Origin of the sequence: Ruegeria marina (assembly GCF_900101475.1) — a bacterium.
In the GTDB taxonomy this organism is placed as follows: Bacteria; Pseudomonadota; Alphaproteobacteria; order Rhodobacterales; family Rhodobacteraceae; genus Ruegeria_B; species Ruegeria_B marina.
Genome location: NZ_FMZV01000009.1, coordinates 71,629 through 93,110 on the forward strand (window position 1 = coordinate 71,629; position 21,482 = coordinate 93,110).

Annotated in this window: 19 protein-coding genes; 12 read left to right on the forward strand and 7 right to left on the reverse strand. The window is 63.4% G+C overall.

The window, feature by feature from the left end:
• The first annotated feature begins 40 nt into the window (after positions 1-40).
• Together hrcA and BLT75_RS13490 are read left to right on the forward strand one after the other, a co-directional pair.
• Positions 41-1,105, forward strand: coding sequence for a heat-inducible transcriptional repressor HrcA (gene hrcA / locus BLT75_RS13485; protein ID WP_093032447.1), 1,065 nt, complete (start codon positions 41-43; stop codon positions 1,103-1,105).
• 10 nt (positions 1,106-1,115) lie between these two features.
• Complete coding sequence (locus tag BLT75_RS13490; RefSeq protein WP_093032449.1) at positions 1,116-1,679, forward strand: nucleotide exchange factor GrpE; 564 nt, start codon at positions 1,116-1,118, stop codon at positions 1,677-1,679.
• Positions 1,680-1,744: 65 nt separating this feature from the next.
• Here BLT75_RS13490 and mutS read toward each other — a convergent pair whose 3' ends face one another.
• Positions 1,745-4,360 (reverse strand): DNA mismatch repair protein MutS, encoded by a 2,616-nt coding sequence (gene mutS / locus BLT75_RS13495; RefSeq protein ID WP_176828025.1) that lies wholly within the window; start codon positions 4,358-4,360, stop codon positions 1,745-1,747.
• Between the two features lie 159 nt (positions 4,361-4,519).
• Between mutS and BLT75_RS13500 the strand changes: the two genes are divergently transcribed.
• Both BLT75_RS13500 and BLT75_RS13505 read left to right on the forward strand, forming a co-directional pair.
• Positions 4,520-6,775 (forward strand): NADP-dependent malic enzyme, encoded by a 2,256-nt coding sequence (locus BLT75_RS13500; RefSeq protein WP_093032453.1) that lies wholly within the window; start codon positions 4,520-4,522, stop codon positions 6,773-6,775.
• Positions 6,776-6,778: 3 nt separating this feature from the next.
• Positions 6,779-7,651: a ribokinase gene (locus tag BLT75_RS13505; protein WP_093032455.1), complete on the forward strand. Its 873-nt coding sequence runs from the start codon at positions 6,779-6,781 to the stop codon at positions 7,649-7,651.
• Here the strand turns inward: BLT75_RS13505 and msrA are convergent.
• Positions 7,648-8,265 (reverse strand): peptide-methionine (S)-S-oxide reductase MsrA, encoded by a 618-nt coding sequence (msrA, locus tag BLT75_RS13510; RefSeq protein WP_245706530.1) that lies wholly within the window; start codon positions 8,263-8,265, stop codon positions 7,648-7,650. The genes BLT75_RS13505 and msrA overlap by 4 nt on opposite strands.
• Before the next feature lie 208 nt (positions 8,266-8,473).
• On the opposite strand from msrA, the gene BLT75_RS13515 reads away from it, so the two are divergent.
• Positions 8,474-9,187 carry a sulfotransferase-like domain-containing protein gene (locus BLT75_RS13515; RefSeq protein ID WP_093032472.1) on the forward strand — a complete coding sequence of 238 codons (714 nt, stop codon included), beginning with the start codon at positions 8,474-8,476 and terminating at the stop codon, positions 9,185-9,187.
• 7 nt (positions 9,188-9,194) lie between these two features.
• On the opposite strand, the gene BLT75_RS13520 is transcribed toward BLT75_RS13515, so the two are convergent.
• From BLT75_RS13520 to BLT75_RS13530, 3 genes are all read right to left on the reverse strand, one after another.
• Positions 9,195-9,476, reverse strand: coding sequence for an SCP2 sterol-binding domain-containing protein (locus BLT75_RS13520; RefSeq protein ID WP_093032473.1), 282 nt, complete (start codon positions 9,474-9,476; stop codon positions 9,195-9,197).
• A gap of 75 nt (positions 9,477-9,551) precedes the next feature.
• On the reverse strand, positions 9,552-9,995 hold the full coding sequence (locus BLT75_RS13525) for a DUF1810 domain-containing protein (protein WP_245706527.1): 444 nt from the start codon (positions 9,993-9,995) through the stop codon (positions 9,552-9,554).
• Entirely contained in the window at positions 9,992-11,221 is a 1,230-nt protein-coding gene (locus BLT75_RS13530; RefSeq protein WP_093032474.1) for an argininosuccinate synthase, read from the reverse strand. Before BLT75_RS13530 ends, BLT75_RS13525 begins: the two co-directional genes overlap by 4 nt.
• Before the next feature lie 155 nt (positions 11,222-11,376).
• On the opposite strand from BLT75_RS13530, the gene ilvA reads away from it, so the two are divergent.
• Positions 11,377-12,603, forward strand: a complete 1,227-nt coding sequence (gene ilvA / locus BLT75_RS13535; RefSeq protein ID WP_093032475.1) for a threonine ammonia-lyase IlvA — start codon at positions 11,377-11,379, stop codon at positions 12,601-12,603.
• Positions 12,604-12,609: 6 nt separating this feature from the next.
• Here the strand turns inward: ilvA and BLT75_RS13540 are convergent, their stop codons facing one another.
• Positions 12,610-12,933: an Hpt domain-containing protein gene (locus BLT75_RS13540; protein WP_093032476.1), complete on the reverse strand. Its 324-nt coding sequence runs from the start codon at positions 12,931-12,933 to the stop codon at positions 12,610-12,612.
• 188 nt (positions 12,934-13,121) lie between these two features.
• Here BLT75_RS13540 and BLT75_RS13545 point away from each other — a divergent pair, with 188 nt between their 5' ends.
• Positions 13,122-14,375 (forward strand): PP2C family protein-serine/threonine phosphatase, encoded by a 1,254-nt coding sequence (locus BLT75_RS13545; RefSeq protein WP_093032847.1) that lies wholly within the window; start codon positions 13,122-13,124, stop codon positions 14,373-14,375.
• Here the strand turns inward: BLT75_RS13545 and BLT75_RS13550 are convergent.
• The gene (locus tag BLT75_RS13550) at positions 14,362-14,814 is read right to left on the reverse strand and encodes an NUDIX hydrolase (protein WP_093032477.1); all 453 of its coding nucleotides are present in this window, start codon (positions 14,812-14,814) and stop codon (positions 14,362-14,364) included. The genes BLT75_RS13545 and BLT75_RS13550 overlap by 14 nt on opposite strands.
• A gap of 77 nt (positions 14,815-14,891) precedes the next feature.
• Here BLT75_RS13550 and hslO point away from each other — a divergent pair, with 77 nt between their 5' ends.
• The 5 genes from hslO (at position 14,892) to BLT75_RS13575 (ending at position 21,476) form a co-directional block, all read left to right on the forward strand.
• Positions 14,892-15,872 carry an Hsp33 family molecular chaperone HslO gene (gene hslO, locus BLT75_RS13555; RefSeq protein ID WP_093032478.1) on the forward strand — a complete coding sequence of 327 codons (981 nt, stop codon included), beginning with the start codon at positions 14,892-14,894 and terminating at the stop codon, positions 15,870-15,872.
• Positions 15,865-16,461, forward strand: coding sequence for a CoA pyrophosphatase (locus BLT75_RS13560; protein ID WP_093032479.1), 597 nt, complete (start codon positions 15,865-15,867; stop codon positions 16,459-16,461). Before hslO ends, BLT75_RS13560 begins: the two co-directional genes overlap by 8 nt.
• Positions 16,461-17,612: a CCA tRNA nucleotidyltransferase gene (locus BLT75_RS13565; RefSeq protein ID WP_093032480.1), complete on the forward strand. Its 1,152-nt coding sequence runs from the start codon at positions 16,461-16,463 to the stop codon at positions 17,610-17,612. The genes BLT75_RS13560 and BLT75_RS13565 overlap by 1 nt, the downstream gene beginning before the upstream one ends.
• 196 nt (positions 17,613-17,808) lie before the next feature.
• A complete protein-coding gene (locus tag BLT75_RS13570) occupies positions 17,809-19,647 on the forward strand; it encodes an ABC transporter ATP-binding protein (RefSeq protein WP_093032481.1) in 1,839 nt (612 codons plus the stop codon).
• Entirely contained in the window at positions 19,644-21,476 is a 1,833-nt protein-coding gene (locus BLT75_RS13575; RefSeq protein WP_093032482.1) for an ABC transporter ATP-binding protein, read from the forward strand. The genes BLT75_RS13570 and BLT75_RS13575 overlap by 4 nt, the downstream gene beginning before the upstream one ends.
• Positions 21,477-21,482 lie beyond the last annotated feature (6 nt).

Genomic DNA, 21,482 nt, shown 5'->3' on the forward strand with positions numbered 1-21,482 from the left:
AGGGCAGCGGATTTAATGACCTGACAGTCAGGGAATACAGATGAGTGACGCACGCAAAATCCTGGACGATCTGAACGATCGCTCGCGCGAGGTGTTTCGTCTGATCGTCGAAAGTTATCTCGACAGCGGCGAGCCGGTCGGCAGCCGGACCTTGACCCGCACGTTGAGCGAGAAGGTCAGTGCAGCCACCGTGCGCAACGTGATGCAGGACCTCGAATATCTGGGCCTGCTGGACAGCCCGCATGTCAGCGCCGGGCGCATCCCGACCCAGATGGGTCTCAGGATGTTCGTGGACGGGCTTCTGGAGATCGGCGACCTTGATATGGATGACCGGCAAAAGCTGGACGCCACCTTGGGCGGGAATGCCGGCGATGTCGGGGGTGCGCTGGACAAGATCGGTGCGGCGCTCAGCCGTGTCAGCCAGGGCGCCTCGCTGGTGCTGACACCCAAGCACGAAACCGAGATCAAGCATATCGAGTTCGTCTCTCTGGGGCATGACCGCGCGCTGGTGGTTTTGGTCTTTTCCGACGGTCACGTGGAAAACCGGCTGTTCACGCCGCCGCCGGGACAGACGCCCAGTTCGATGCGCGAGGCGGCCAATTTCCTGAATGCGCTGATCGAAGGCAAGACGCTGAGCGACGTGCGGCGGATGATGCAGACCGAGATCCGTGAACGTCAGCAGGAGATCGACGGACTGGCGCGTGAGATGGTCGAAAGCGGGCTTGCCGTCTGGGAGGGGCAAGGCGCGGATTCGGCGCGGCTGATTGTCAGGGGGCGGGCGAATCTGCTGGGCGGCGCCGGTCAGGAAGAAGAATTGGAACGGATCCGGACGTTGTTCGACGACCTGGAACGCAAGCGGGACATCGCCGAATTCTTGGAATTGACCGAACAGGGCGAGGGTGTGCGCATTTTTATTGGCTCGGAGAACAAACTTTTCTCACTTTCGGGTTCCTCTTTGGTGGTGTCTCCTTATATGAACGCTGACCGAAAGATCATCGGAGCGGTCGGGGTCATCGGACCCACGCGCCTGAATTATGGACGGATCGTGCCGATCGTGGATTACACGGCACAACTGGTCGGGCGGCTGATTTCCGACCGGAGTTAGAGGTAGAAGTATGGCAGAGCCTAAGAACGAAGATTTCCTGGACGATATAGCAACCGCCGAGGCCGAGGAATATGCCGAGGACATGGCGGAAATAAGCGGCGAGGACGCCGAGGTCGACGCGCTGCGGGCCGAGCGGGACGAGTTGAAGGACAAGTTCATGCGCGCGCTGGCGGATGCCGAGAACATCCGAAAGCGCGGGGAACGGGCGCGGCGCGAGGCCGAGCAATATGGCGGGTCGAAACTGGCGCGCGACATGCTGCCGGTCTATGACAACATGAAGCGCGCGCTCGAAGCGATGACCGAAGAGCAACGGGCCGTGTCGGGTGCGTTGATCGAAGGGATCGAATTGACGATGCGGGCGTTGCTGGACGTGTTTTCCAAACACGGCATCCGGATCATCACGCCGCAGGTCGGTGACCGGTTTGACCCGCAGATGCACGAGGCGATGTTCGAGGCGCCGGTTCCGGGCACCAAGGCGGGCGACATCATCCAGGTTTCCGCCGAAGGCTTCATGCTGCACGACCGTCTGCTTCGACCCGCGCAGGTTGGTGTTTCCTCGATGCCGGCGAAGTGATTTGGCTTCGCCAGGGCGAAGCCAAGCCTTCGGCAGGAGTATTTGTCGAAAAGATGAAGGGGCGGTCAGGATCTGACCGCCTCTTTCAGTTTATAGAGCATTTCCAGCGCCTGGCGCGGCGTAAGCTCGTCGGGGTGGATGTCCTTGAGCATCGTGTCGGCGGCCGAGGTTTTCGGCGCAGGGGGCGGCGGAGGCGCAGCGGAGAACAGCGGCAGGTCGTCGATCAGCGCTTTTTGTTTGCCGCCTTCGCGTTCGGATTTTTCGAGCTGGTCCAGAACTGCGCGCGCGCGCGCCACGACGGAAGGCGGCAGGCCGGCAAGTTGCGCCACCTGCACACCATAGGAGCGGTCGGCGGCGCCCTTGCGCACCTCATGCAGGAAGATTACTTCGCCTTCCCACTCCCGCACGGCGACCGTGGCGTTTTCGACTCCGTCGAGCGTGCCGGCGAGCGCGGTGAGTTCATGGTAATGAGTGGCAAAGAGGGCGCGGCAACGATTGGCGGCATGCAGGTGTTCCAGCGTTGCCCAGGCGATGGACAGCCCGTCATAGGTGGCGGTGCCGCGGCCGATCTCGTCGAGGATGACCATCGCGCGCTCGTCCGCCTGATTGAGGATGGCGGCGGTTTCCACCATTTCGACCATGAAGGTCGAGCGCCCGCGCGCCAGGTCGTCGGAGGCGCCGACTCGGCTGAACAGCTGGCTGACAACGCCGATATGGGCGCGGTCGGCGGGCACATAGCTGCCCATCTGGGCGAGCAGCGCGATCAGGGCATTCTGCCGCAAATAGGTCGATTTGCCGGCCATGTTCGGACCGGTCAGCAGACGGATGGCGGCGCCTTTTTCCGCCGAGAGATCGCAATCGTTGGCTACGAAGGGGTCGCCCCCCTGCCGGCGCAACGCGTGCTCCACGACCGGGTGACGCCCGCCTTCGATCAGGAAGCTGCGGGATTGGTCGACCGTGGGCCGACACCAGTTCTCGCCGCGTGCGAGATCTGACAGCGCGGTGGCGAGATCCAGCTCGGCCAGCCCGCGCGCAGCCAGGTTGAGTCGGGCCGCCTGATTCAAAACCGCGCCGGAAAGGCTGGAATAGAGCCGCTTTTCGATATCCAGCGCCAGATTTCCGGCGTTCAGGATGCGGGTTTCCAGTTCGCTCAGTTCCACGGTGGTGAAGCGGACCTGGTTGGCGGTGGTCTGACGGTGGATATAGGTCTCGCTCAGCGGCGGGTTCAGCATCCTGGCCGCGTGGGTGGCGGTGGTTTCGATGAAATAGCCCAGCACGTTATTGTGCTTGATCTTGAGCGAGGCGATGCCGGTGTGGTCGATGTATTTCTGCTGGAACCCGGCGATGACGCCCCGGCCCTTGTCCCGTAACTCGCGCGCGTCGTCGAGTTCGGGGTCGTAGCCCGCTGCTATGAAACCGCCGTCACGGGTCAGGAGCGGCGGTTCCGCCACCAGAGCCGCATCCAGCAGGGAGAGAAGATCGTCGAACCCGCGCAGGTCGGCGGTGGCGGTCGCGACCAGGGTGGGCAGATCGAGCCCGTCGCAGAGATCGGCAATCGCTGCGGCCTGGACCAGGCCATTTCGGATCGCGGCCAGATCGCGTGGGCCACCCCGGTCGAGCGCGAGGCGCGACAGCGCGCGGTCGAGATCGGGCGCCTTGCGCAGGGCTGCGCGCAGTTCGCCGGCCAGTGACGCGTTCTCGATGCTGAAATCGATCGCGGCGAGTCGGCCATGGATCACATCGAGATTGCGCGATGGGCTGGCGATACGTTGCTCCAGCAGCCGCGCCCCGCCGGGGGTGACCGTGCGGTCGATCACCGACAGGAGCGACCCGAAACGCTCGCCCGACAGCGATCGGGTGAGCTCCAGGTTCCGCCGGGTGGCGGCGTCGATCTGCATCAACCGGTCCTCGGCGTCCTGAAGGGGCGGTTGCAGCAGCGGCAGTTTGCCTTTCTGGGTGATCTCCAGGTAGTCGATCAGCGCGCCCATGGCCGAAAGCTCGGCGCGGCTGAAATTGCCGAACCCCTCGAGCGATCCAACCTTGTACAGTTCGCACAGGCGTTTTTCGGCGGCCATGCTGTCGAAACTGGCCTTGCCCAGCGGCGTCAGCGGGATGCGGTGGTCGTCGGCCAGCGGGCGCAGTTGCTGGAACACCGGTTCGTCGACCACCAACAGTTCCGACGGTGCAAGCCGCGCCAGTTCCGGGCTGAGCCGTTCGCGGGACACCGGCATCACGTGAAACGCGCCGGTCGAGATATCGGCCCAGGCCAGCGCCGCACCGCTGCGGACCACCGCATAGGCTACGAGGAAGTTATGGCGGCGTGCCTCGAGCAGCGCGTCCTCGGTCAGGGTGCCGGGAGTGACCAAGCGTACTACATCGCGCCGGACCACGGATTTCGAGCCGCGCTTTTTCGCTTCGGCCGGGCTTTCCATCTGTTCGCAGACAGCAACCCGGAATCCCTTGCGGATCAGGGTCAGCAGATACCCTTCGGCCGCGTGCACCGGAACGCCGCACATCGGGATATCCTCGCCCTCGTGCTTGCCGCGCTTGGTCAGTGCGATATCCAGCGCCTCGGCCGCGGCCACTGCATCGTCAAAGAACATCTCGTAGAAATCGCCCATCCGGTAGAACAGCAGGGCGTCGGCATGGGCCTGTTTGATGTCGAGATATTGCGCCATCATCGGCGTGACTGTGGTCAAGGCTGACGTCTCCCCCGGTATTGGCCGAGACCTTACAAATCCGCCCTGTTCGGTTAAAGGCGAAAACGCATTGTCATTGAGGCGCGCGATAGGCTGCGCTAAGAAACCAAAGCCCGCACTAGCAGAGAAACGACCCATCCCATGCCCAAAGCGAAGATCACCAACGAAGAGGCGCTTGCCTTTCACCTGGAACCCACCCCCGGCAAATGGGAGGTGCAGGCAACCGTTCCCATGACGACGCAGCGCGATCTGTCGCTTGCCTATTCCCCCGGCGTGGCGGTCCCCTGCGAGGCGATCGCGGCCGATCCCGGTCTGGCCTATGACTATACTAACAAGGGCAACCTGGTGGCGGTGATCTCGAACGGGACGGCGGTTCTGGGCCTTGGCAACCTGGGCGCGTTGGGCGGTAAGCCGGTGATGGAGGGCAAGGCGGTGCTGTTCAAGCGCTTTGCCGATGTTAACTCGATCGATATCGAACTGGATACCGAGGACCCGGACGAATTCTGCCGCGCCGTGCGGCTGATGGGGCCGACATTCGGCGGCATCAACCTTGAGGATATCAAGGCGCCGGAGTGTTTCATCATCGAGCAGCGGCTCAAGGAAGAGATGGACATTCCGGTCTTTCACGACGACCAGCACGGCACGGCGGTGATCTGCGCGGCGGGGCTTATCAACGCGCTGCATATCTCGGGCAAGAAAATCGAGGATGTCAGGATCGTCCTCAACGGAGCGGGCGCGGCGGGCATCGCCTGTATCGAACTGCTCAAGACCATGGGCGCGCGGCACGAGAACTGCATCGTCTGCGACACCAAGGGCGTGATTTACCAGGGCCGCACCGAGGGTATGAACCAGTGGAAATCGGCCCATGCGGTCAAGACCGAGTTGCGCAGCCTCGAAGAGGCGATGAAGGGCGCCGACGTGTTCCTGGGGGTCAGCGTCAAGGGTGCGGTGACGCAGGAGATGGTGCAGAGCATGGCCGACAACCCGGTCATCTTTGCCATGGCCAACCCCAACCCCGAGATCACGCCCGAAGAGGCGCACGAGGTGCGCCCAGACGCTATCGTCGCCACCGGGCGCAGTGACTATCCCAACCAGGTCAACAACGTCCTGGGCTTTCCCTATCTGTTCCGCGGGGCGCTGGACATTCACGCCCGCGCCATCAATGACGAGATGAAGATCGCCTGCGCCCATGCGCTGGCCGCCTTGGCGCGAGAGGATGTGCCCGACGAGGTTGCCATGGCCTATGGCAAGAGCCTGACCTTTGGCCGGGATTACATCATCCCGACCCCGTTCGACCCGCGCCTGATCCACCGCATTCCCCCCGCCGTGGCGCGCGCAGGCATGGATACCGGCGCGGCGCGGCGTCCGATCATCGACATGGACGCCTACGAACTGGGCCTTAAATCGCGGATGGATCCGACCGCCAGCATTCTGCGCGGCATCAACGCCCGCGCCCGCAAGGCGCAGAGCCGGATGATCTTTGCCGAGGGCGACGATCCGCGCGTGCTGCGCGCGGCGGTGATGTACCAGCGCTCGGGGTATGGCAAGGCGCTGGTGGTGGGCCGGCAGGAAGACGTTAGAAACAAGCTCGAAGCCGCCGGTCTGGAGGATGCGGTGCGCGAGATCGAGGTGGTCAATGCCGCCAATACCACGCATCTGGAGACCTACAAGGAGTTCCTGTACCGCAGGCTTCAGCGCAAGGGTGTCGACCAGAAGGACGTGCACCGGCTGGCTGCGCGCGACCGGCACGTGTTCTCGGCGCTGATGCTGGCGCATGGGCATGGCGACGGGCTGGTGACCGGGGCAACCCGGAAGTCGGCACACGTTCTGGATCAGATCAACCACGTGTTCGACGCTGATGCGGCGCATGGCGCGGCGGGGATCACTGCCTTGTTGCACAAGGGCAAGATCGTGCTGATCGGCGATACGCTGGTGCATGAATGGCCGAATGAACACGACCTGGCCACCATCGCCGAACGCGCCGCCGATGTCGCCCGCCACATGGGGCTGGAGCCGCGCGTGGCCTTTGTCAGCTTCTCGACCTTCGGTTATCCGCTGTCGGAACGTACCGAAAAGCTGACGCTGGCGCCGAAGGTCCTGGAAAAACGCGGGGTCAGTTTCGAATTCGAGGGTGAGATGACCGTCGACGTGGCGCTGAACCCGCGTTCGAAAGAGGCATATCCTTTCTCGCGCCTGACCGGTCCGGCGAATATCCTGATCGTGCCGGCGCGGCACTCGGCCTCGATCTCGACCAAGCTGATGCAGGAAATGGCGGGGGCAACGGTGATCGGCCCGATCCTGACCGGCGTCGATAAGCCAATCCAGATCTGTTCGACCGTATCCACCGCCAATGACATCCTGAACATGGCGGTGCTGGCCTCGGCCGAGATCGGCTAGGTCATGGCGATCTGGAACCTCGGCTCGATCAATGCGGACATGGTCTATGCCGTGCCGCATCTGCCCGGGCCGGGCGAGACGCTGGCCGCATCCGGGATGGAGCGGTTTCTGGGCGGCAAGGGCGCCAACATGTCGGTGGCCGCCGCCCGTGCCGGATCGTATGTGCGCCATATCGGCGCCGTGGGGCCGGACGGGAGCTGGGCCATCGACCGGCTGACCGAATATGGCGTCGATACCCGCCATATCGCGACGCTTGATGCGCCGACCGGTCATGCCATCATCGCGGTGGAACCGGGGGGCGAGAACCAGATCATCCTTTTGCCCGGCGCCAACCGGGCGATTTCACCCGACCGGGTGGCGCAGGTGCTGACGGATACCGCACCCGGTGACCTGCTGGTGATGCAGAACGAAACCAGCGCCCAGGTAGAGGCCGCGCGTTTGGGCCGGGAACGGGGTCTGACCGTCTGCTATGCGGCCGCGCCCTTTGATGCGCAGACGGTGCGCGCGGTGCTGCCCTGGCTCGATTTCCTGATCCTGAATGCGGTCGAAGCCGAGCAGTTGCAACAGGCGACCGGCCTGTCGCCCGAGCAGTTGCCGGTGCGCCATGTCATCGTGACCCTGGGGTCGAAAGGCGCACGCCATTTCGACACTAAACAGGGGAATTCGGCAGAATATCCGGCCCACAAGGTGAAGGCGGTCGATACCACGGGGGCGGGCGATACCTTTACCGGTTATGTCCTGTCGGGGATGGACCGGGGCCTGCCGATGCCGCAGGCGATTGCCCAGGCGATGCGCGCCGCGGCGCTGATGGTGATGCGCCACGGCACGGCCGACGTCATCCCCGACCTCAAGGACGTGCTGGAAGCGCGATTCTAGCCGTCCGTGAACGGCGCCGCATCGCCCCAAAGCTGTTTCACTCGTTCATCCCGGTCGCAGCCCTTGCGATAGAGCTTATAGGCCTTTTTCTGGGGCACCGGCCCGAAACGGGTGAAGACCAGTCTGCCGCCCTTGTAATAGTCCTGGTGAAACTCTTCGGCCGGATAGAATGTTTCGGCGTTCAGGATCGGGGTCACGATCGGTTGCCCCAGTTCTGCCTGAGCCTGGGCTTTCGCCTGAGCCGCAAGCGCGGATTCTTCCTTGTCAGAGACAAAAATCGCGGTGCGATAGCTGTCGCCCCGGTCGCAGAACTGGCCGCCCGCATCGGTTGGGTCGATCGAGCGAAAGAAAAGATAGAGCAGGCGTTCGCGCGACACCTTCGCGGGATCAAAGGTGATCTGGACCGCCTCGTAATGACCGGTGCCGCCGCCCGTAACCTGTTTGTAGGTCGGATCCTTGGTCTTGCCCCCGGTATAGCCGGAAACCGCGCCCAGAACGCCGGGCACTTGTTCGAAATCGGCCTCGACGCACCAGAAACAGCCGCCCGCAACGGTCAGGGTTTCGGGGCCGGCGGCCTGCACCTGGGATGGCCGAAGGACAAAGGCCAGTGCCATGGCGGCGACAAGGATGAAGAGTTTGAGCGTCTGGATCGGGAACATTTCGAACCTCCTCTGACTTGAATCCATAGGCTGCCGCGATCCTGTCCTGACGGCAAGCCGCCGACATGGATTGTCACGCTCTGTTGATCCGGCGTTTACCCCTTGGAACCGGATGGCGAGACCGATAGCTTGCGCGCGACTGCGCACGTGAAAGGGGGCCGGAATGAAAATCGCCATGTGGTCGGGACCGCGCAACCTGTCGACGGCGATGATGTACGCCTTTGGCGCCCGGACCGATTGCGCGGTGATCGACGAGCCGTTCTATGCGGCCTATCTGGCGATGACCGGGCTGGACCACCCGATGCGCGAAGAGGTTCTGGCCGCGCAGTCGCAGGACCCGGACAGCGTGGCCGCGATGCTGGTGGGCCCCAACCCCGGCGCGCGGCCGTTCTGGTACCAGAAACACATGACCCAGCACATGATCCCCGGCATCCCGCGCGACTGGATGCGGGCGGCACGCAACGTGTTCCTGATCCGCCATCCCGCTCGGGTGATCGCCAGCTATGTCGAAAAGCGTGAAAACCCGACGCTCGAGGATATCGGCTTTCGACAGCAGGCCGAGTTGTTCGAAGAAGTCGCAGGTTGGGGCGGCGATCCGGTGGTGATCGACAGCCATGACATTCGCGAGGATCCGGCGCGCATGCTGGAACGGCTTTGCGACCGGATCGGCGTGCCCTGGTCGCCGCATATGCTCAGCTGGCCAAAAGGCGGCCACAAGGACGATGGCGTCTGGGCGCGGCACTGGTACGGTTCGGTGTGGAATTCGATCGGGTTTGCCGGTCCCGAAGGCGACCTGCCCGAGGTGCCGGAGGCGTTGCAGCCGGTGCTGGATGCGGCGCTGCCCTATTACGAGCGGATGCGTGCGGAGAAGCTCTGAGGCGGTTCTACCCCAGCAGCTGCCCCAGCTTCATCGCTACCGCCATGTTGCCGCTGATCTTGAGCTTGCCCATCATCACCCCGGTCATCGGGTTCAGCTTGCCGGTCAGCAGCTTTACCAGATTGTCCTGACTCAGCCGGATGGTGCAATCGGTGTCGCGGTCCCGGGTGCTGGCGGTGTTGTCGGCCAGGACGATCACGCCATCCGGGCCGCAGTCGAATTTCAGCGATCCGTGAAAGCTCTTGCCCGCCAGCCCGGCCTGCATCCTGTCGGCGATGTCCTGAAGCATGTCCCGCACCCCTCGTTTCTGGCCCAAGCGGTAGGGTCAAGGCCCGCGCTTAGCAAGCCTGACCAAGGGGCAGGGTCAGCCGCCCATCGCGCGTTGGGTCAGGGGACAGGGCGACCCGTCGTAAAACGCCTCCAGAATCGCGCGAAACTCCTCGGGCGCATCCGGCACGGCGGCAAACAGGGTCATCGACGAGCGCAGTTTCTTCGCGTCGATCCCGCCCAGGATATCCTCGGGCCGTTTACCGACGTGGCCGAGCATCAGGCGGCTGACCTCGACCAGACGACGGCGCAGTTCGGGATGGGCCAGATAGGCAGCAGCCTCTTCCAGATCCCCGATCCCGTAAAGCTGCGCCATATGCGACCGGCCCAGTTCGGCCAGTTGCGGAAAGACGAACCACATCCAGTGGCTCGTCTTTTGTCCCAATGTCAGTTCGCGCAGGACATCCGGCCAAACGGTGTCCTGCGCCTCGACGAACATCTCCAGTTCGTCGTCTTCGTCAAAGTCGTCTTCGCCGCTCACTTGTCCGCAACGCGGCGGTTGCGGGTGGCGATCAGTTTCAGCCGCAGCGCGTTCAGCTGGATGAAACCCTTGGCATCCTGCTGGTCATAGGCGCCCGCGTCCTCTTCGAACGTCACGTGCTTTTCGGAATAGAGCGAGTGATCCGACCAACGGGCGACGGTGCGCGCCGACCCTTTGTAGAGCTTGAGCCGGACAGTGCCGGTGACATGCTCCTGGCTCTTGTCGATCAGGGCTTGCAGCATCTCGCGCTCGGGGCTGAACCAGAAACCGTTATAGATCAGCTCGGCATAGCGCGGCATGATCGAATCCTTCAGGTGACCCGCGCCACTGTCCAGCGTGATCTGTTCGATGCCGCGATGCGCCTCGAGCAGGATGGTGCCGCCGGGGGTTTCGTAGACGCCGCGCGATTTCATCCCGACAAAACGGTTTTCGACGAAGTCCAGGAGGCCGATGCCATGCTTGCCGCCCAACTCGTTGAGCTTGGTCAGGATGGTCGCGGGCGACATCGCCTCGCCGTTGATTGCCACCGCGTCGCCCTTTTCAAAGGTAATTTCGACGAACTCGGGCGTATTGGGGGCGTCTTCTACCGCCACGATGCGCTGTGCGACGTAATCGGGCGCCTCGACGCCCGGATCCTCCAGCACCTTGCCCTCGGACGAGGTGTGCAGCAGGTTCGCATCGACCGAGAACGGCGCCTCGCCGCGCTTGTCCTTGGCGATCGGGATCTGGTTCTGTTCTGCGAATTGCAACAGGCGGGTGCGGCTGGTCAGGTCCCACAGGCGCCAGGGCGCGATCACCTTGATCTCGGGGTTCAGCGCATAGGCGGAAAGTTCGAACCGCACCTGGTCGTTGCCCTTGCCGGTGGCGCCATGGGCCACCGCATCGGCGCCGGTTTCGGCGGCGATCTCGACCAGACGCTTGGAAATCAGCGGCCGCGCGATCGAAGTGCCCAGCAGATACAGCCCTTCGTACACCGCGTTGGCGCGGAACATCGGGAAGACGAAGTCGCGGACGAATTCCTCGCGCACGTCCTCGATATAGATGTTCTCGGGCTTGATACCCAGCAGTTCGGCCTTCTTGCGGGCGGGTTCCAGTTCCTCTCCCTGGCCGAGATCGGCGGTAAAGGTGACAACCTCGCAGCCATATTCGGTCTGCAACCATTTCAGGATGATCGAGGTATCGAGGCCACCGGAATAGGCCAGGACAACTTTCTTGGGCGCGGACATCGGAATTCCCCTTAAACGCATGACGCAAGCGGCCTAGCGGGTTTTGCGGTTGGGGGCAAGTTGCGGCGTCGGATGTGCGACGAAATCGGAGGGCCGATCGCGGCACACCAATGTATTCCTTGCCTCGGGCGCGGGGTTGCGGCAGTCAGGCGGACATGACCGATTTCATGTCCCGTGCCCGCGCCGCCGAACAGGCGATGCGCGATGTCTTTCCCGCCACCCCGTTGCAGCGCAACGACCACCTGTCGGCGCGTTATGGTGCCGATATCTGGCTCAAGCGCGAGGATCTGAGCCCGGTGCGGTCTTACAAGATCCGCGGCGCCTTCAACGCGATGCGCAAGCAGCCGGAGCAGGGGTTGTTTGTCTGCGCCAGCGCCGGCAACCATGCCCAGGGCGTGGCCTTTATGTGCCGGCACATGGGCGTGCGCGGCGTGATCTTCATGCCGGTGACCACGCCGCAGCAGAAGATCCAGAAAACCCGGATGTTCGGCGGCGATCAGGTCGAGATCCACCTGACCGGCGACTATTTCGACCAGACGCTGGCGGCGGCGCAGGCCTGGTGCGCGCAGGAAGGCGGACATTTCCTGTCGCCCTTTGACGATGCCGACGTGATCGAGGGGCAGGCTTCGCTTGCCGTCGAGATCGAGGAGCAGTTGGGCGGCGTGCCCGATCACGTGGTGCTGCCGGTGGGTGGCGGCGGCATGTCGGCGGGTGTGGCCACCTGGTTCGGCGACCGCAGCCATTGCATCTTTGTCGAACCCGAGGGCGGCGCGTGTCTGAGGGCGGCGCTGGCGGCGGGGCATCCTGTGACGCTCGATCATGTGGACAATTTCGTCGATGGCGCGGCGGTGGGCCGGATCGGGGAAAAGACGTTCGAGCTGCTGAAGTCGCGGCACATGTCGGATGTGTTGGTGATGTCCGAGGACCGGATTTGCACCACCATCATCGAGATGCTGAATGTCGAGGGTATCGTGCTGGAACCCGCCGGCGCGCTCTCGGTCGAGGCGGTGGCCGATGTGCAAAGCTTCATCCGGGGCAAGACGGTGGTCTGTGTCACCTCGGGCGGCAATTTCGACTTCGAACGCCTGCCCGAGGTCAAGGAACGCGCCCAGCGCTACTCAGGGGTCAAGAAATACTTCCTGCTGCGTCTGCCGCAGCGACCCGGCGCGCTGAAGGAGTTTCTGAACATCCTCGGCCCGGATGACGATATCGCCCGGTTCGAATACATGAAGAAATCGGCGCGCAACTTCGGATCGGTCCTGATCGGTATCGAGACCAGCAAGCCCGAGAATTTCGAACGGCTCTATGCTCGTCTGGACGAGGCGGGGTTCACCTATACCGACATCACCCGCAACGAGACATTGGCGCAATTCGTGATCTGATCGCGGTCACACCTGCGCCAGGTCCGCCTGGAACGTGTCGCGCGATTGTTCGAAATTTCGGATGATCGCTCCCAGGTCCACTTCGGAAGCCTGTCCGGCGGCAGCCATCCTTTCGCCGTCCTGGCACATGGCCGAGAAGGACTCGAACCCGAGGCTGAGCGCGCTGCCCTTGAGAAAGTGCAGATCGCCCGCCAGGCTTGCCGGATCCGAGTTGTTCCGCAAACGGTCAATGACTTCGTCCACTTCTTCAAGGAACAGTTGCACCACTTCACCGAAATCCTCGGTGCCAACTTCGTCTTTCAACTGTGCAACGCGGGGCCAATTGATCATCACGTGCCTCCGATCAAGCCTCTCCTTTACTCTTGCTTAGGACATCGGCGGTAAACGCAGGGTTAAGAAACCCGGCTGGTTTCATCGAATTATTCGTTTCATCCGATGTTAAGAGGCGTGTCCCTAATTTGCCTTTCGTCGAAATCCAGGTGCGTTCGGGGTCGGGGGAAGTGTTGCAGGCGACAGAAATGGAGGCCCAGACCGAGATGGAACTGGGGGCGATCCGCAAGGTTCTTGTTGTCGACGATAGCCGACTACAGCGAAGGATTCTGTCCAGTTCGCTCAAGAAATGGGGCTTTGAAGTGATCGAGGCCGACAGCGGCGAGCAGGCGATGGAGATCTGCGCAAGGGACATGCCGGACCTGATTGTCAGCGATTGGGTCATGCCCGGAATGACCGGGCTGGATTTCTGCCGCACGTTCAGACAGCTGAATTCGGACAAGTATTGCTATTTCATCCTTCTGACGTCGAAGAGCGAAAAGAACGAAGTGGCGCAGGGCCTGGATGCGGGTGCCGACGATTTCCTGATCAAGCCGGTCGATTCCGACGAACTGCGGGCGCGGATATCGGCGGGCGCGCGGATATTGGGCATGCAGCGGGAATTGTCGAGCAAGAACAAGATGATCGCCCGCGCGCTCGACGAGCTCAAGGTTGCTCATGATGCCATAGACAAGGATCTGATCCAGGCCCGCAAGATACAGGAATCCCTGGTGCCGGAATTCAGCCGCGACTTTGGTCGTTCGCGGGTCAGCCTGCTCTTGAAACCTTGTGGACATATCGGTGGCGACCTGGTGGGCATGTTCTCGCCCGGGGACAACCGGCTGGGGTTCTACAGTATCGACGTGTCCGGTCATGGTATCACCTCGGCAATGATGACCGCGCGGCTTGGCGGCTATCTGTCGAGCCGATATTTCGATCAGAACGTCGCGATGGAAAAGAGGTTCGGCAAGTTCTATGCCCTGCGCCCGCCACAGGAGGTGGCCAGCACGCTGAACTCTCGCCTGATCGCCGATACCGGGATCGAAGAATACTTCACCATGGTCTACGTCATCATGGACCTGCGCAGCGGGCTTTTGAGGATGGTGCAGGCCGGCCACCCGCATCCGCTGTTGATACGCGCGGACGGTAGCACTGAATTCATCGGCGACGGTGGCGTTCCGATCGGTCTGTTGCCGGACATTCCCTATACGCAGTACCAGGCGCAGTTGTATCCGGGCGACCGGCTGCTGCTCTATTCCGATGGTTTCACCGAATGCCGTCTCGAAAACGGCGACATGCTGGAACCCGAGGGGTTGTTGCGGCTTGTGCGCGACTGCGACCCGCGGCAGGCAGGGCAGGAGTTTCTGGATGACCTGTTCTGGCGGCTGACACAGGTCATTTCGCCTGAATTCGGGCTGGAAGACGACGTTTCGGCCGCATTTTTCGAGTTCAACGGTCCTTGAGCCGCTTCAGGTGCAGGGTGGCGAAATGCCGGTCGCCGGCGTTGCCGAGTTCCTCAGCCGCCATTTCGGCGCGCAACCACAGCGCCGTATGACCTGTTTCGGTCGGCGGTCCCAGGCGGCGGACGGGACGGGCGGAGTAGATCAGACAGACCTTTTCCGCCCAGAGGTCGTATTCGGGCATGTAGGTGAAGCGCCGGAAGGTTCCGAGCCGCCGCGGTGCCGCGATCAGCCAACCGGTTTCTTCGTACACCTCGCGGTGCAGGGCGGTGATCGGCGATTCGCCCGGATCGATCCCGCCGCCTGGCAATTGCAGGTCGGGGCCCGGCTCGGCCTGACAGGTCAACAATAGCGCATCGCCGCGTGGCAAAAGCGCATAGGCGCCAACCCGACGGACATATTTCCGGCCCGGTTCCGGGGTTTCGCCGAAACGTCTGATCATGTAAGGCCCCTTTCAACGCGGCTTGTCCGACCTTATATGGTCGCGATATGCCAAGACCTGGCGGACAAGGAAACCCCATGACCATCGGAACCAAAATCGCGTGGGACGACACGGTCCTGCCCTTCCAACTGGATTTGCCCCAGATGCGCGGCCGTATCGCCCGACTCGACGGGGTTCTCGAAGGCGTCCTGAAACAGCACGACTACCCACCCGTGGTCGAGGCGCTGGTGGCCGAGATGGCCCTCTTGACCGCGCTGATCGGCCAGACCATCAAGCTGCGCTGGAAACTGTCGCTTCAGGTGCAGTCCAATGGTCCTGTGCGGATGATCGCGACCGATTACTACGCGCCCAAGGTCGAGGGCGAACCGGCGCGCATCCGCGCCTATGCCAGTTTCGACCGGGACCGCCTGACCGACGCACCGCCCTTCGCACAGATCGGCAAGGGTTATTTCGCGATCCTGATCGACCAGGGCAAGGGCACCCAGCCCTACCAGGGCATCACGCCGCTGGCGGGCGGGTCGCTCAGCACCTGCGCCGAGGCCTATTTCGCCCAGTCCGAGCAATTGCCCACGCGGTTCGTCCTGCGCTTTGGCAAGTCCATCGAACCGGGCGTCCCGGAACACTGGCGCGCCGGGGGTATCATGTTGCAACACATGCCCAAGGCATCGCCCTTTGCCGCCAGCGGGCAGGGAACCGGCGACATCCTGACCGCCGCCGATCTGGTCGACGGCGAAGAGGGAGAGAACTGGAACCGGGTCAACATCCTGCTCGATACGGTCGAGGAACTGGAACTGATCGGGCCGGCGCTGCCGCCGACCGACCTGCTGGTGCGTCTGTTCCACGAGGAACAGCCGCGCGTTTACGACTCGCAACCGGTCCGTTTTGGCTGCACCTGTTCCGAGGACCGGGTGCGCCAGAGCCTGTCGATCTATTCGCAAAAGGATATCGGCCACATGACCACCGAAGACGGCATGGTCACCGCCGATTGCCAGTTCTGCGGTGCCCATTACGTGATGGACCCGGAGAGCCTCGGCTTCGAGGCCAACAAGAGTGAGTGAAACGGTCGCCTCTCTGCGGGCGGCCCTTTTGCGGCCGGGACCCGGGTCGAGCGATTTCGACCTGAACCCCGGCATCGTCCTGCCGGAAGGACGCAAGTTGCGACCTGCCGGGGTATTGGTGCCTGTCACGCTGGCATATGGCGTGCCACGGGTCATTCTGACAAAACGGTCGTCGGCCTTGAAGCACCATCCCGGCCAGATCGCCTTTCCCGGCGGCAAGCAGGACGAGGGCGATGCCGACGTCATCGCCGCCGCCCTGCGCGAGGCGCAGGAGGAAATCGGCCTGCCGTCCGACTTGCCGCAGGTTCTCGGAACCCTGCCCGCACATGAAACCGTCACGTCCTTCATGGTGACGCCGGTGGTGGCGGTGATCGAACGCGGGTTCGACATCCGCCCTGAGCCGGGCGAGGTGGAAGAGGTATTTTCGGTGCCCCTGTCTCATCTGATGATACCGGCCAACTACTCGGTCCAGTCGCGCCGCTGGCGCGGACAATGGCGGCGTTATTACACGGTCCCCTGGGGACCCTATTACATCTGGGGCGCGACCGCGCGGATGTTGCGCGGGCTGGCGGCAAGGATGCAGGGCTGATGCGGATCACCGACCCGTGGCTGACGCACAAGGCGACGCAGGCGGTCTGCCGGGCGCTGACCGATGCCGGCGCGCAGGCTCTGTTCGTCGGCGGCTGCGTGCGCAATGCACTGCTGGGCGCGCCGGTCAGCGACATCGACATCACCACTGACGCCCGGCCCGAACGGGTGATCGAATTGGCCGAGACCGCCGGGATCAAGGCGGTTCCGACCGGTATCGAACATGGCACAGTGACACTGGTCGAAGGCGGCATCCCGCACGAGGTCACGACCTTTCGCCGCGATGTGGAAACCGATGGCCGTCGCGCGGTGGTCGCGTTTTCGGACTCGCTGCACGAGGACGCGGCCCGGCGCGACTTTACCATGAACGCGCTTTATGCCCGGCCGGATGGCACCATTCTGGATCCGCTCGGCGGTTTGCCCGACCTGCACGCGCGCCGGGTCCGGTTCATCGGTAATGCCACGGACCGTATCCGCGAGGATTACCTGCGCTCGCTGCGCTATTTCCGGTTTCATGCATGGTATGGCGATGAAGGGGCCGGGTTCGATGCGGAAGCGCTGGCCGCGATTACCGCCAACCTCGAAGGGCTGAGCCGCCTGTCGCGCGAACGGGTCGGGGCCGAGTTGCTGAAGCTCTTGGCCGCGCCGGATCCGGCGTCCGCCGTGGCGACGATGCGAACGATCGGGGTGCTGGCGCGGATCCTTCCGGGCGCGGATGACCGGGCGCTCGCCCCTCTGATGCATCTCGAGGGCGACCTGTCCCCCGATCCGATCCGCCGTCTTGCCGCGCTGGGCGAACCCGAACTGATGGAAAACTTGCGCCTCAGCAAGGCGCAGATGACCATGCTGGCCCGCCTGCGGGCGGCCGCCTCGGGCACTGCTGGCCCCGGCGAACTCGGTCACGAGTTGGGGTTCGATGCCGCCCGCGATGCGCTGCTGCTGCGGGCGGCCCTTCTGGAAATGCCCTTCGATCCCGCCTGCCTGACCGAGGTGGAACACGGCGCGCGTGCCGTTTTCCCGATATCCGCCAAAGACCTGATGCCCGCCTATAGCGGCAAGGCGCTGGGCGAAAAACTGGCGCAACTCAAGAGACGTTGGATCGTTTCGGGCTTCACTCTGGACCGGGCGGCGCTATTGTCCGAGCATGGTTGACGTAAGGTCAATACTTTCCCTCGTGACAGACCGGCCCAGTTCCAACTAGGGTCAAACCGGAAACCTGACAGGAGGGGTGCGAATGAATTACGGGCTCTGGTTCGGCTAAGCCGGAATAACCGACCCGTTCAGGTTGGTGTTCCGCACGCCGCCTGCTTCGCATTTTAGACCGTTGCCGCTCAGTTGGAGCATCGTCATGTTTCGCTATTTCGAGAACCTCGTCGACCCCTTTGTCGCCTATGACGAGACCGACACACCGCCCACCCGTCTGTGGCCATTTCTGCTGGACTACTCCCGCCCGTTCATGCGCGTCTTTTTCTGGACCGCGCTCTTGTCCGTTATCGTGGCCGGGGTCGAGATCGCGCTGATCTATTACATGGGCCGCGTGGTCGATGTGCTGAAAGGTGAACCGGCCGAGGTCTGGGCCCAGTACGGCACCGAGTTCATCGTGCTCGCGCTGTTCGTGCTGTTGATCCGGCCCGCGCTGCACGTGGCTGACGTGCTGCTGTTGAACAACGCGATCCTGCCCAATTTTGGAACCCTGATCCGGTGGCGCGCGCACAAGCACGTGTTGCGCCAGTCGGTCGGCTGGTTCGAGAATGATTTTGCCGGGCGCATCGCCAACCGGATCATGCAGACCCCGCCAGCGGCGGGCGAGGTGATCTTTCAGGTGTTCGACGCCATCTCCTTTTCGCTGGCCTATCTTCTGGGTGCGGCCATCTTGCTGATGGCTGCCGACATCCGGCTGTTGCTGCCGCTGCTCATCTGGTTCGCGCTTTATGCGCTGCTGGTGCGCTGGACCATCCGGCGTGTGGGGCCTGCATCGCAGGCGGCATCGGACGCGCGCTCGACCGTGACCGGGCGGGTGGTGGACAGCTATACCAACATCCACTCGGTCAAGATGTTCGCCCACAGCGATCATGAACTCGTCTATGCCCGCGAGGCGATCGAGGAAACCCGCCGCACCTTCCAGGTGGAAATGCGGATCTTTACCATAATGGACGTGGTGCTGGTCACGCTGAACGGGCTCTTGATCGTCGGCGTCGTCGGCTGGGCCATCACGCTCTGGATGCAGGGACAGGCGAGCGTCGGCGTGGTCGCCGCCGCTTCGGCGCTGACCCTGCGGCTGAATGCGATGACCGGCTGGATCATGTGGGCGCTCACCAGCTTTTTCCGGCAGTTGGGCGTGGTGGCCGAAGGGATGCAGACCATTGCCCAACCGATCGACCTGGTCGATGCGCCCGACGCGGCGCCGTTGCGGCTGACCGAGGGCCGGATCGAGTTGCAGCAGCTTTCGCACCACTATGGGCGCGGCGCGGGCGGTCTCGACCGGATCGACCTGACCATCGCGCCGGGCGAAAAGATCGGGTTGATCGGCCGGTCGGGCGCGGGCAAGTCGACGCTGGTCAAGCTGCTGCTCAGGTTTTACGACCCTGACAGCGGCCGGATCCTGATCGACGGTCAGGATATCTCCCAAGTGACACAGGACAGTTTGCGTAGCCATATCGGCATGGTGCAGCAGGACAGCGCGCTGTTGCACCGGTCGGTGCGCGACAACATCCTCTATGGCCGCCCCGACGCGACCGAGGAGGAAATGCTTGCCGCCGCCAAACAGGCCGAGGCGCATGAGTTCATCCTCGATCTTGAGGACCCGCAGGGCAGGCGCGGATATGACGCGCACGTCGGCGAGCGGGGCGTGAAGTTGAGCGGTGGGCAGCGGCAGCGGGTGACGCTGGCGCGGGTGATCCTCAAGGACGCGCCGATCCTCCTGTTGGACGAAGCGACCAGTGCGCTCGATTCCGAGGTCGAAGCCGCCATTCAGGACACGCTCTATGGCATGATGCAGGGCAAGACGGTGATCGCAATCGCGCACCGGCTCAGCACCATCGCGCAGATGGACCGTATCCTGGTGCTGGATCAGGGCCACATCGTCGAGGAAGGCACCCATGCCGACCTGTTGGCGCGCGGCGGGGTCTATGCGCAGTTCTGGGCGCGTCAGTCGGGCGGGTTCCTCAACACCGAGGCCGCGGAATGAGGCTGGCGGACGTCATCGACCCGTTCCACGAAATGGACACGCCCCCGCCGCAGCGGCTCGGGGCGTTCATCCGCTGGTGCCTGACCGGGGCCTGGCCCGCGCTGTTTGCCGCGGCCACCTTCTCGGCCCTGGCTGGCATGTTCGAGGCGGGCACGGCCTGGATTCTGGGCCGGGTCATCGACACTGCCGTCGACAGCGGGCCTGGAGGATTCTTCAGTGCCGAAAACCTTGGTCCGGTCCTGTGGGCGGCGGCATTCTTCATGCTGATACGCCCGGCAGCCTTTGGCCTCTCGGCCCTGTCGAACAACTACATCGTCATGCCGAATATCACGCCGCTGGTGCTGGCGCGGCTGAACCGCTGGACGCTGGGCCAGTCGGTCAGCTATTTCGACGACGATTTCGCTGGCCGCATCGCCCAGAAACAGATGCAGACGGCCAATGCCCTGGCCTCGGTGGTGTCGGAAACCATCAGCGCCGTCGTCTTTGCCCTTGCCTCTCTGGCGGGCAGCCTTGCACTCTTGGGGGCGATCCATCCTTTGGTCATGTTGCCTTTTGTCCTGTGGCTGGGGGTCTATTTCACCCTGGTCTGCTGGTATCTGCCGCGTATCCGCAAGCGGTCGTCGGCACGGGCGGGGGCGCGGGCGATGGTGTCGGGGCAGGTGGTGGACACGATCACCAATATCAAGACGGTCAAGCTGTTCGCCCATGCCACACAAGAAGACAGCGCCGCCCGTGAAACCATGGTCGAGCTGCGCGAACGCTCGCTGGATTTCGGGCGGCTCTCTGCCGGGTTCCGGTTCATCCTGATGTTCCTGGCGGGCGTCCTGCCAGTATTGCTGATCGGGGCGACGCTGTTCCTGTGGCAGGGTGGAGAGGCCAGCGCGGGCGATATCGTGGCGGCGGGCTCTGTCTCGGTCCGGATCGCGCAGATGACCGGCTGGGTCAGCTTCACGCTGATGGGGCTCTACGCCAATGTGGGCGAGATCGAGAACGGCATGCACACACTGGCCAAGGTGGTGCGGATCGAGGATGCCGCAGGCGCGACCGATCTGAATGTGTCCCGTGGCGAGATCGTGTTCGACGATGTCGGCTTTGCCTATGGCCGGGAAACCGGCGGGGTCGAGGGGCTGCAACTGACCATCGCGCCGGGCGAGAAACTGGGCATCGTCGGCGCTTCGGGCGCGGGCAAATCGACACTCGTGTCGCTGCTGCTCAGGCTCTATGACGCTGAAACCGGTGTCATCCGCATCGACGGTCAGGATATCGCGCAGGTGACGCAAGACAGCCTGCGCCGCCAGATCGGCACGGTCACGCAGGAAACCGCGATGTTCAACCGCTCGGCCCGCGACAACATCCTCTATGGCCGCCCCGACGCGACCGAAGAGCAGATGATCGCCGCCGCTGAAAAGGCCGAGGCGCATGAGTTTATCCTGTCGCTGGAGGATGCACGCGGACGCACCGGTTATGACGCGCATCTGGGCGAACGGGGGGTCAAGCTCAGCGGCGGCCAGCGGCAGCGGATCGCCCTGGCCCGCGCCATCCTCAAGGACGCGCCGATCCTGGTTCTGGACGAGGCGACCAGTGCGCTTGACAGCGAGGTCGAGGCGTCGATCCAGACGGCGTTGCACCGTGTGATGGAGGGCAAGACGGTTCTGGCCATCGCGCATCGCCTGTCGACCCTGTCGGAAATGGACCGGATCGTGGTTTTGGATCAGGGCCGCATCGTCGAAAGCGGCAGTCACGATGCGCTGTTGGCCAGGGATGGGCTCTACGCCCGGTTCTGGCATCGCCAGTCGGGCGGGTTCATCCGGACCGAGGCGGCCGAGTAGGGGCTT

What these genes read in the sequence shown, in the direction of transcription:
- BLT75_RS13500 (WP_093032453.1), top strand. Translation starts at nt 4,520, where the DNA reads ATGCCCAAAGCGAAGATCACCAACGAAGAGGCGCTTGCCTTTCACCTG.
- BLT75_RS13490 (WP_093032449.1), top strand. Translation starts at nt 1,116, where the DNA reads ATGGCAGAGCCTAAGAACGAAGATTTCCTGGACGATATAGCAACCGCC.
- BLT75_RS13540 (WP_093032476.1), bottom strand. Translation starts at nt 12,933, where the DNA reads ATGATCAATTGGCCCCGCGTTGCACAGTTGAAAGACGAAGTTGGCACC.
- BLT75_RS13520 (WP_093032473.1), bottom strand. Translation starts at nt 9,476, where the DNA reads ATGCTTCAGGACATCGCCGACAGGATGCAGGCCGGGCTGGCGGGCAAG.
- hslO (WP_093032478.1), top strand. Translation starts at nt 14,892, where the DNA reads ATGACCATCGGAACCAAAATCGCGTGGGACGACACGGTCCTGCCCTTC.
- BLT75_RS13570 (WP_093032481.1), top strand. Translation starts at nt 17,809, where the DNA reads ATGTTTCGCTATTTCGAGAACCTCGTCGACCCCTTTGTCGCCTATGAC.
- BLT75_RS13575 (WP_093032482.1), top strand. Translation starts at nt 19,644, where the DNA reads ATGAGGCTGGCGGACGTCATCGACCCGTTCCACGAAATGGACACGCCC.
- BLT75_RS13550 (WP_093032477.1), bottom strand. Translation starts at nt 14,814, where the DNA reads ATGATCAGACGTTTCGGCGAAACCCCGGAACCGGGCCGGAAATATGTC.
- hrcA (WP_093032447.1), top strand. Translation starts at nt 41, where the DNA reads ATGAGTGACGCACGCAAAATCCTGGACGATCTGAACGATCGCTCGCGC.
- BLT75_RS13545 (WP_093032847.1), top strand. Translation starts at nt 13,122, where the DNA reads ATGGAGGCCCAGACCGAGATGGAACTGGGGGCGATCCGCAAGGTTCTT.
- BLT75_RS13530 (WP_093032474.1), bottom strand. Translation starts at nt 11,221, where the DNA reads ATGTCCGCGCCCAAGAAAGTTGTCCTGGCCTATTCCGGTGGCCTCGAT.
- ilvA (WP_093032475.1), top strand. Translation starts at nt 11,377, where the DNA reads ATGACCGATTTCATGTCCCGTGCCCGCGCCGCCGAACAGGCGATGCGC.
- BLT75_RS13515 (WP_093032472.1), top strand. Translation starts at nt 8,474, where the DNA reads ATGAAAATCGCCATGTGGTCGGGACCGCGCAACCTGTCGACGGCGATG.
- BLT75_RS13505 (WP_093032455.1), top strand. Translation starts at nt 6,779, where the DNA reads ATGGCGATCTGGAACCTCGGCTCGATCAATGCGGACATGGTCTATGCC.
- mutS (WP_176828025.1), bottom strand. Translation starts at nt 4,360, where the DNA reads ATGATGGCGCAATATCTCGACATCAAACAGGCCCATGCCGACGCCCTG.
- BLT75_RS13565 (WP_093032480.1), top strand. Translation starts at nt 16,461, where the DNA reads ATGCGGATCACCGACCCGTGGCTGACGCACAAGGCGACGCAGGCGGTC.
- msrA (WP_245706530.1), bottom strand. Translation starts at nt 8,265, where the DNA reads ATGGCACTGGCCTTTGTCCTTCGGCCATCCCAGGTGCAGGCCGCCGGC.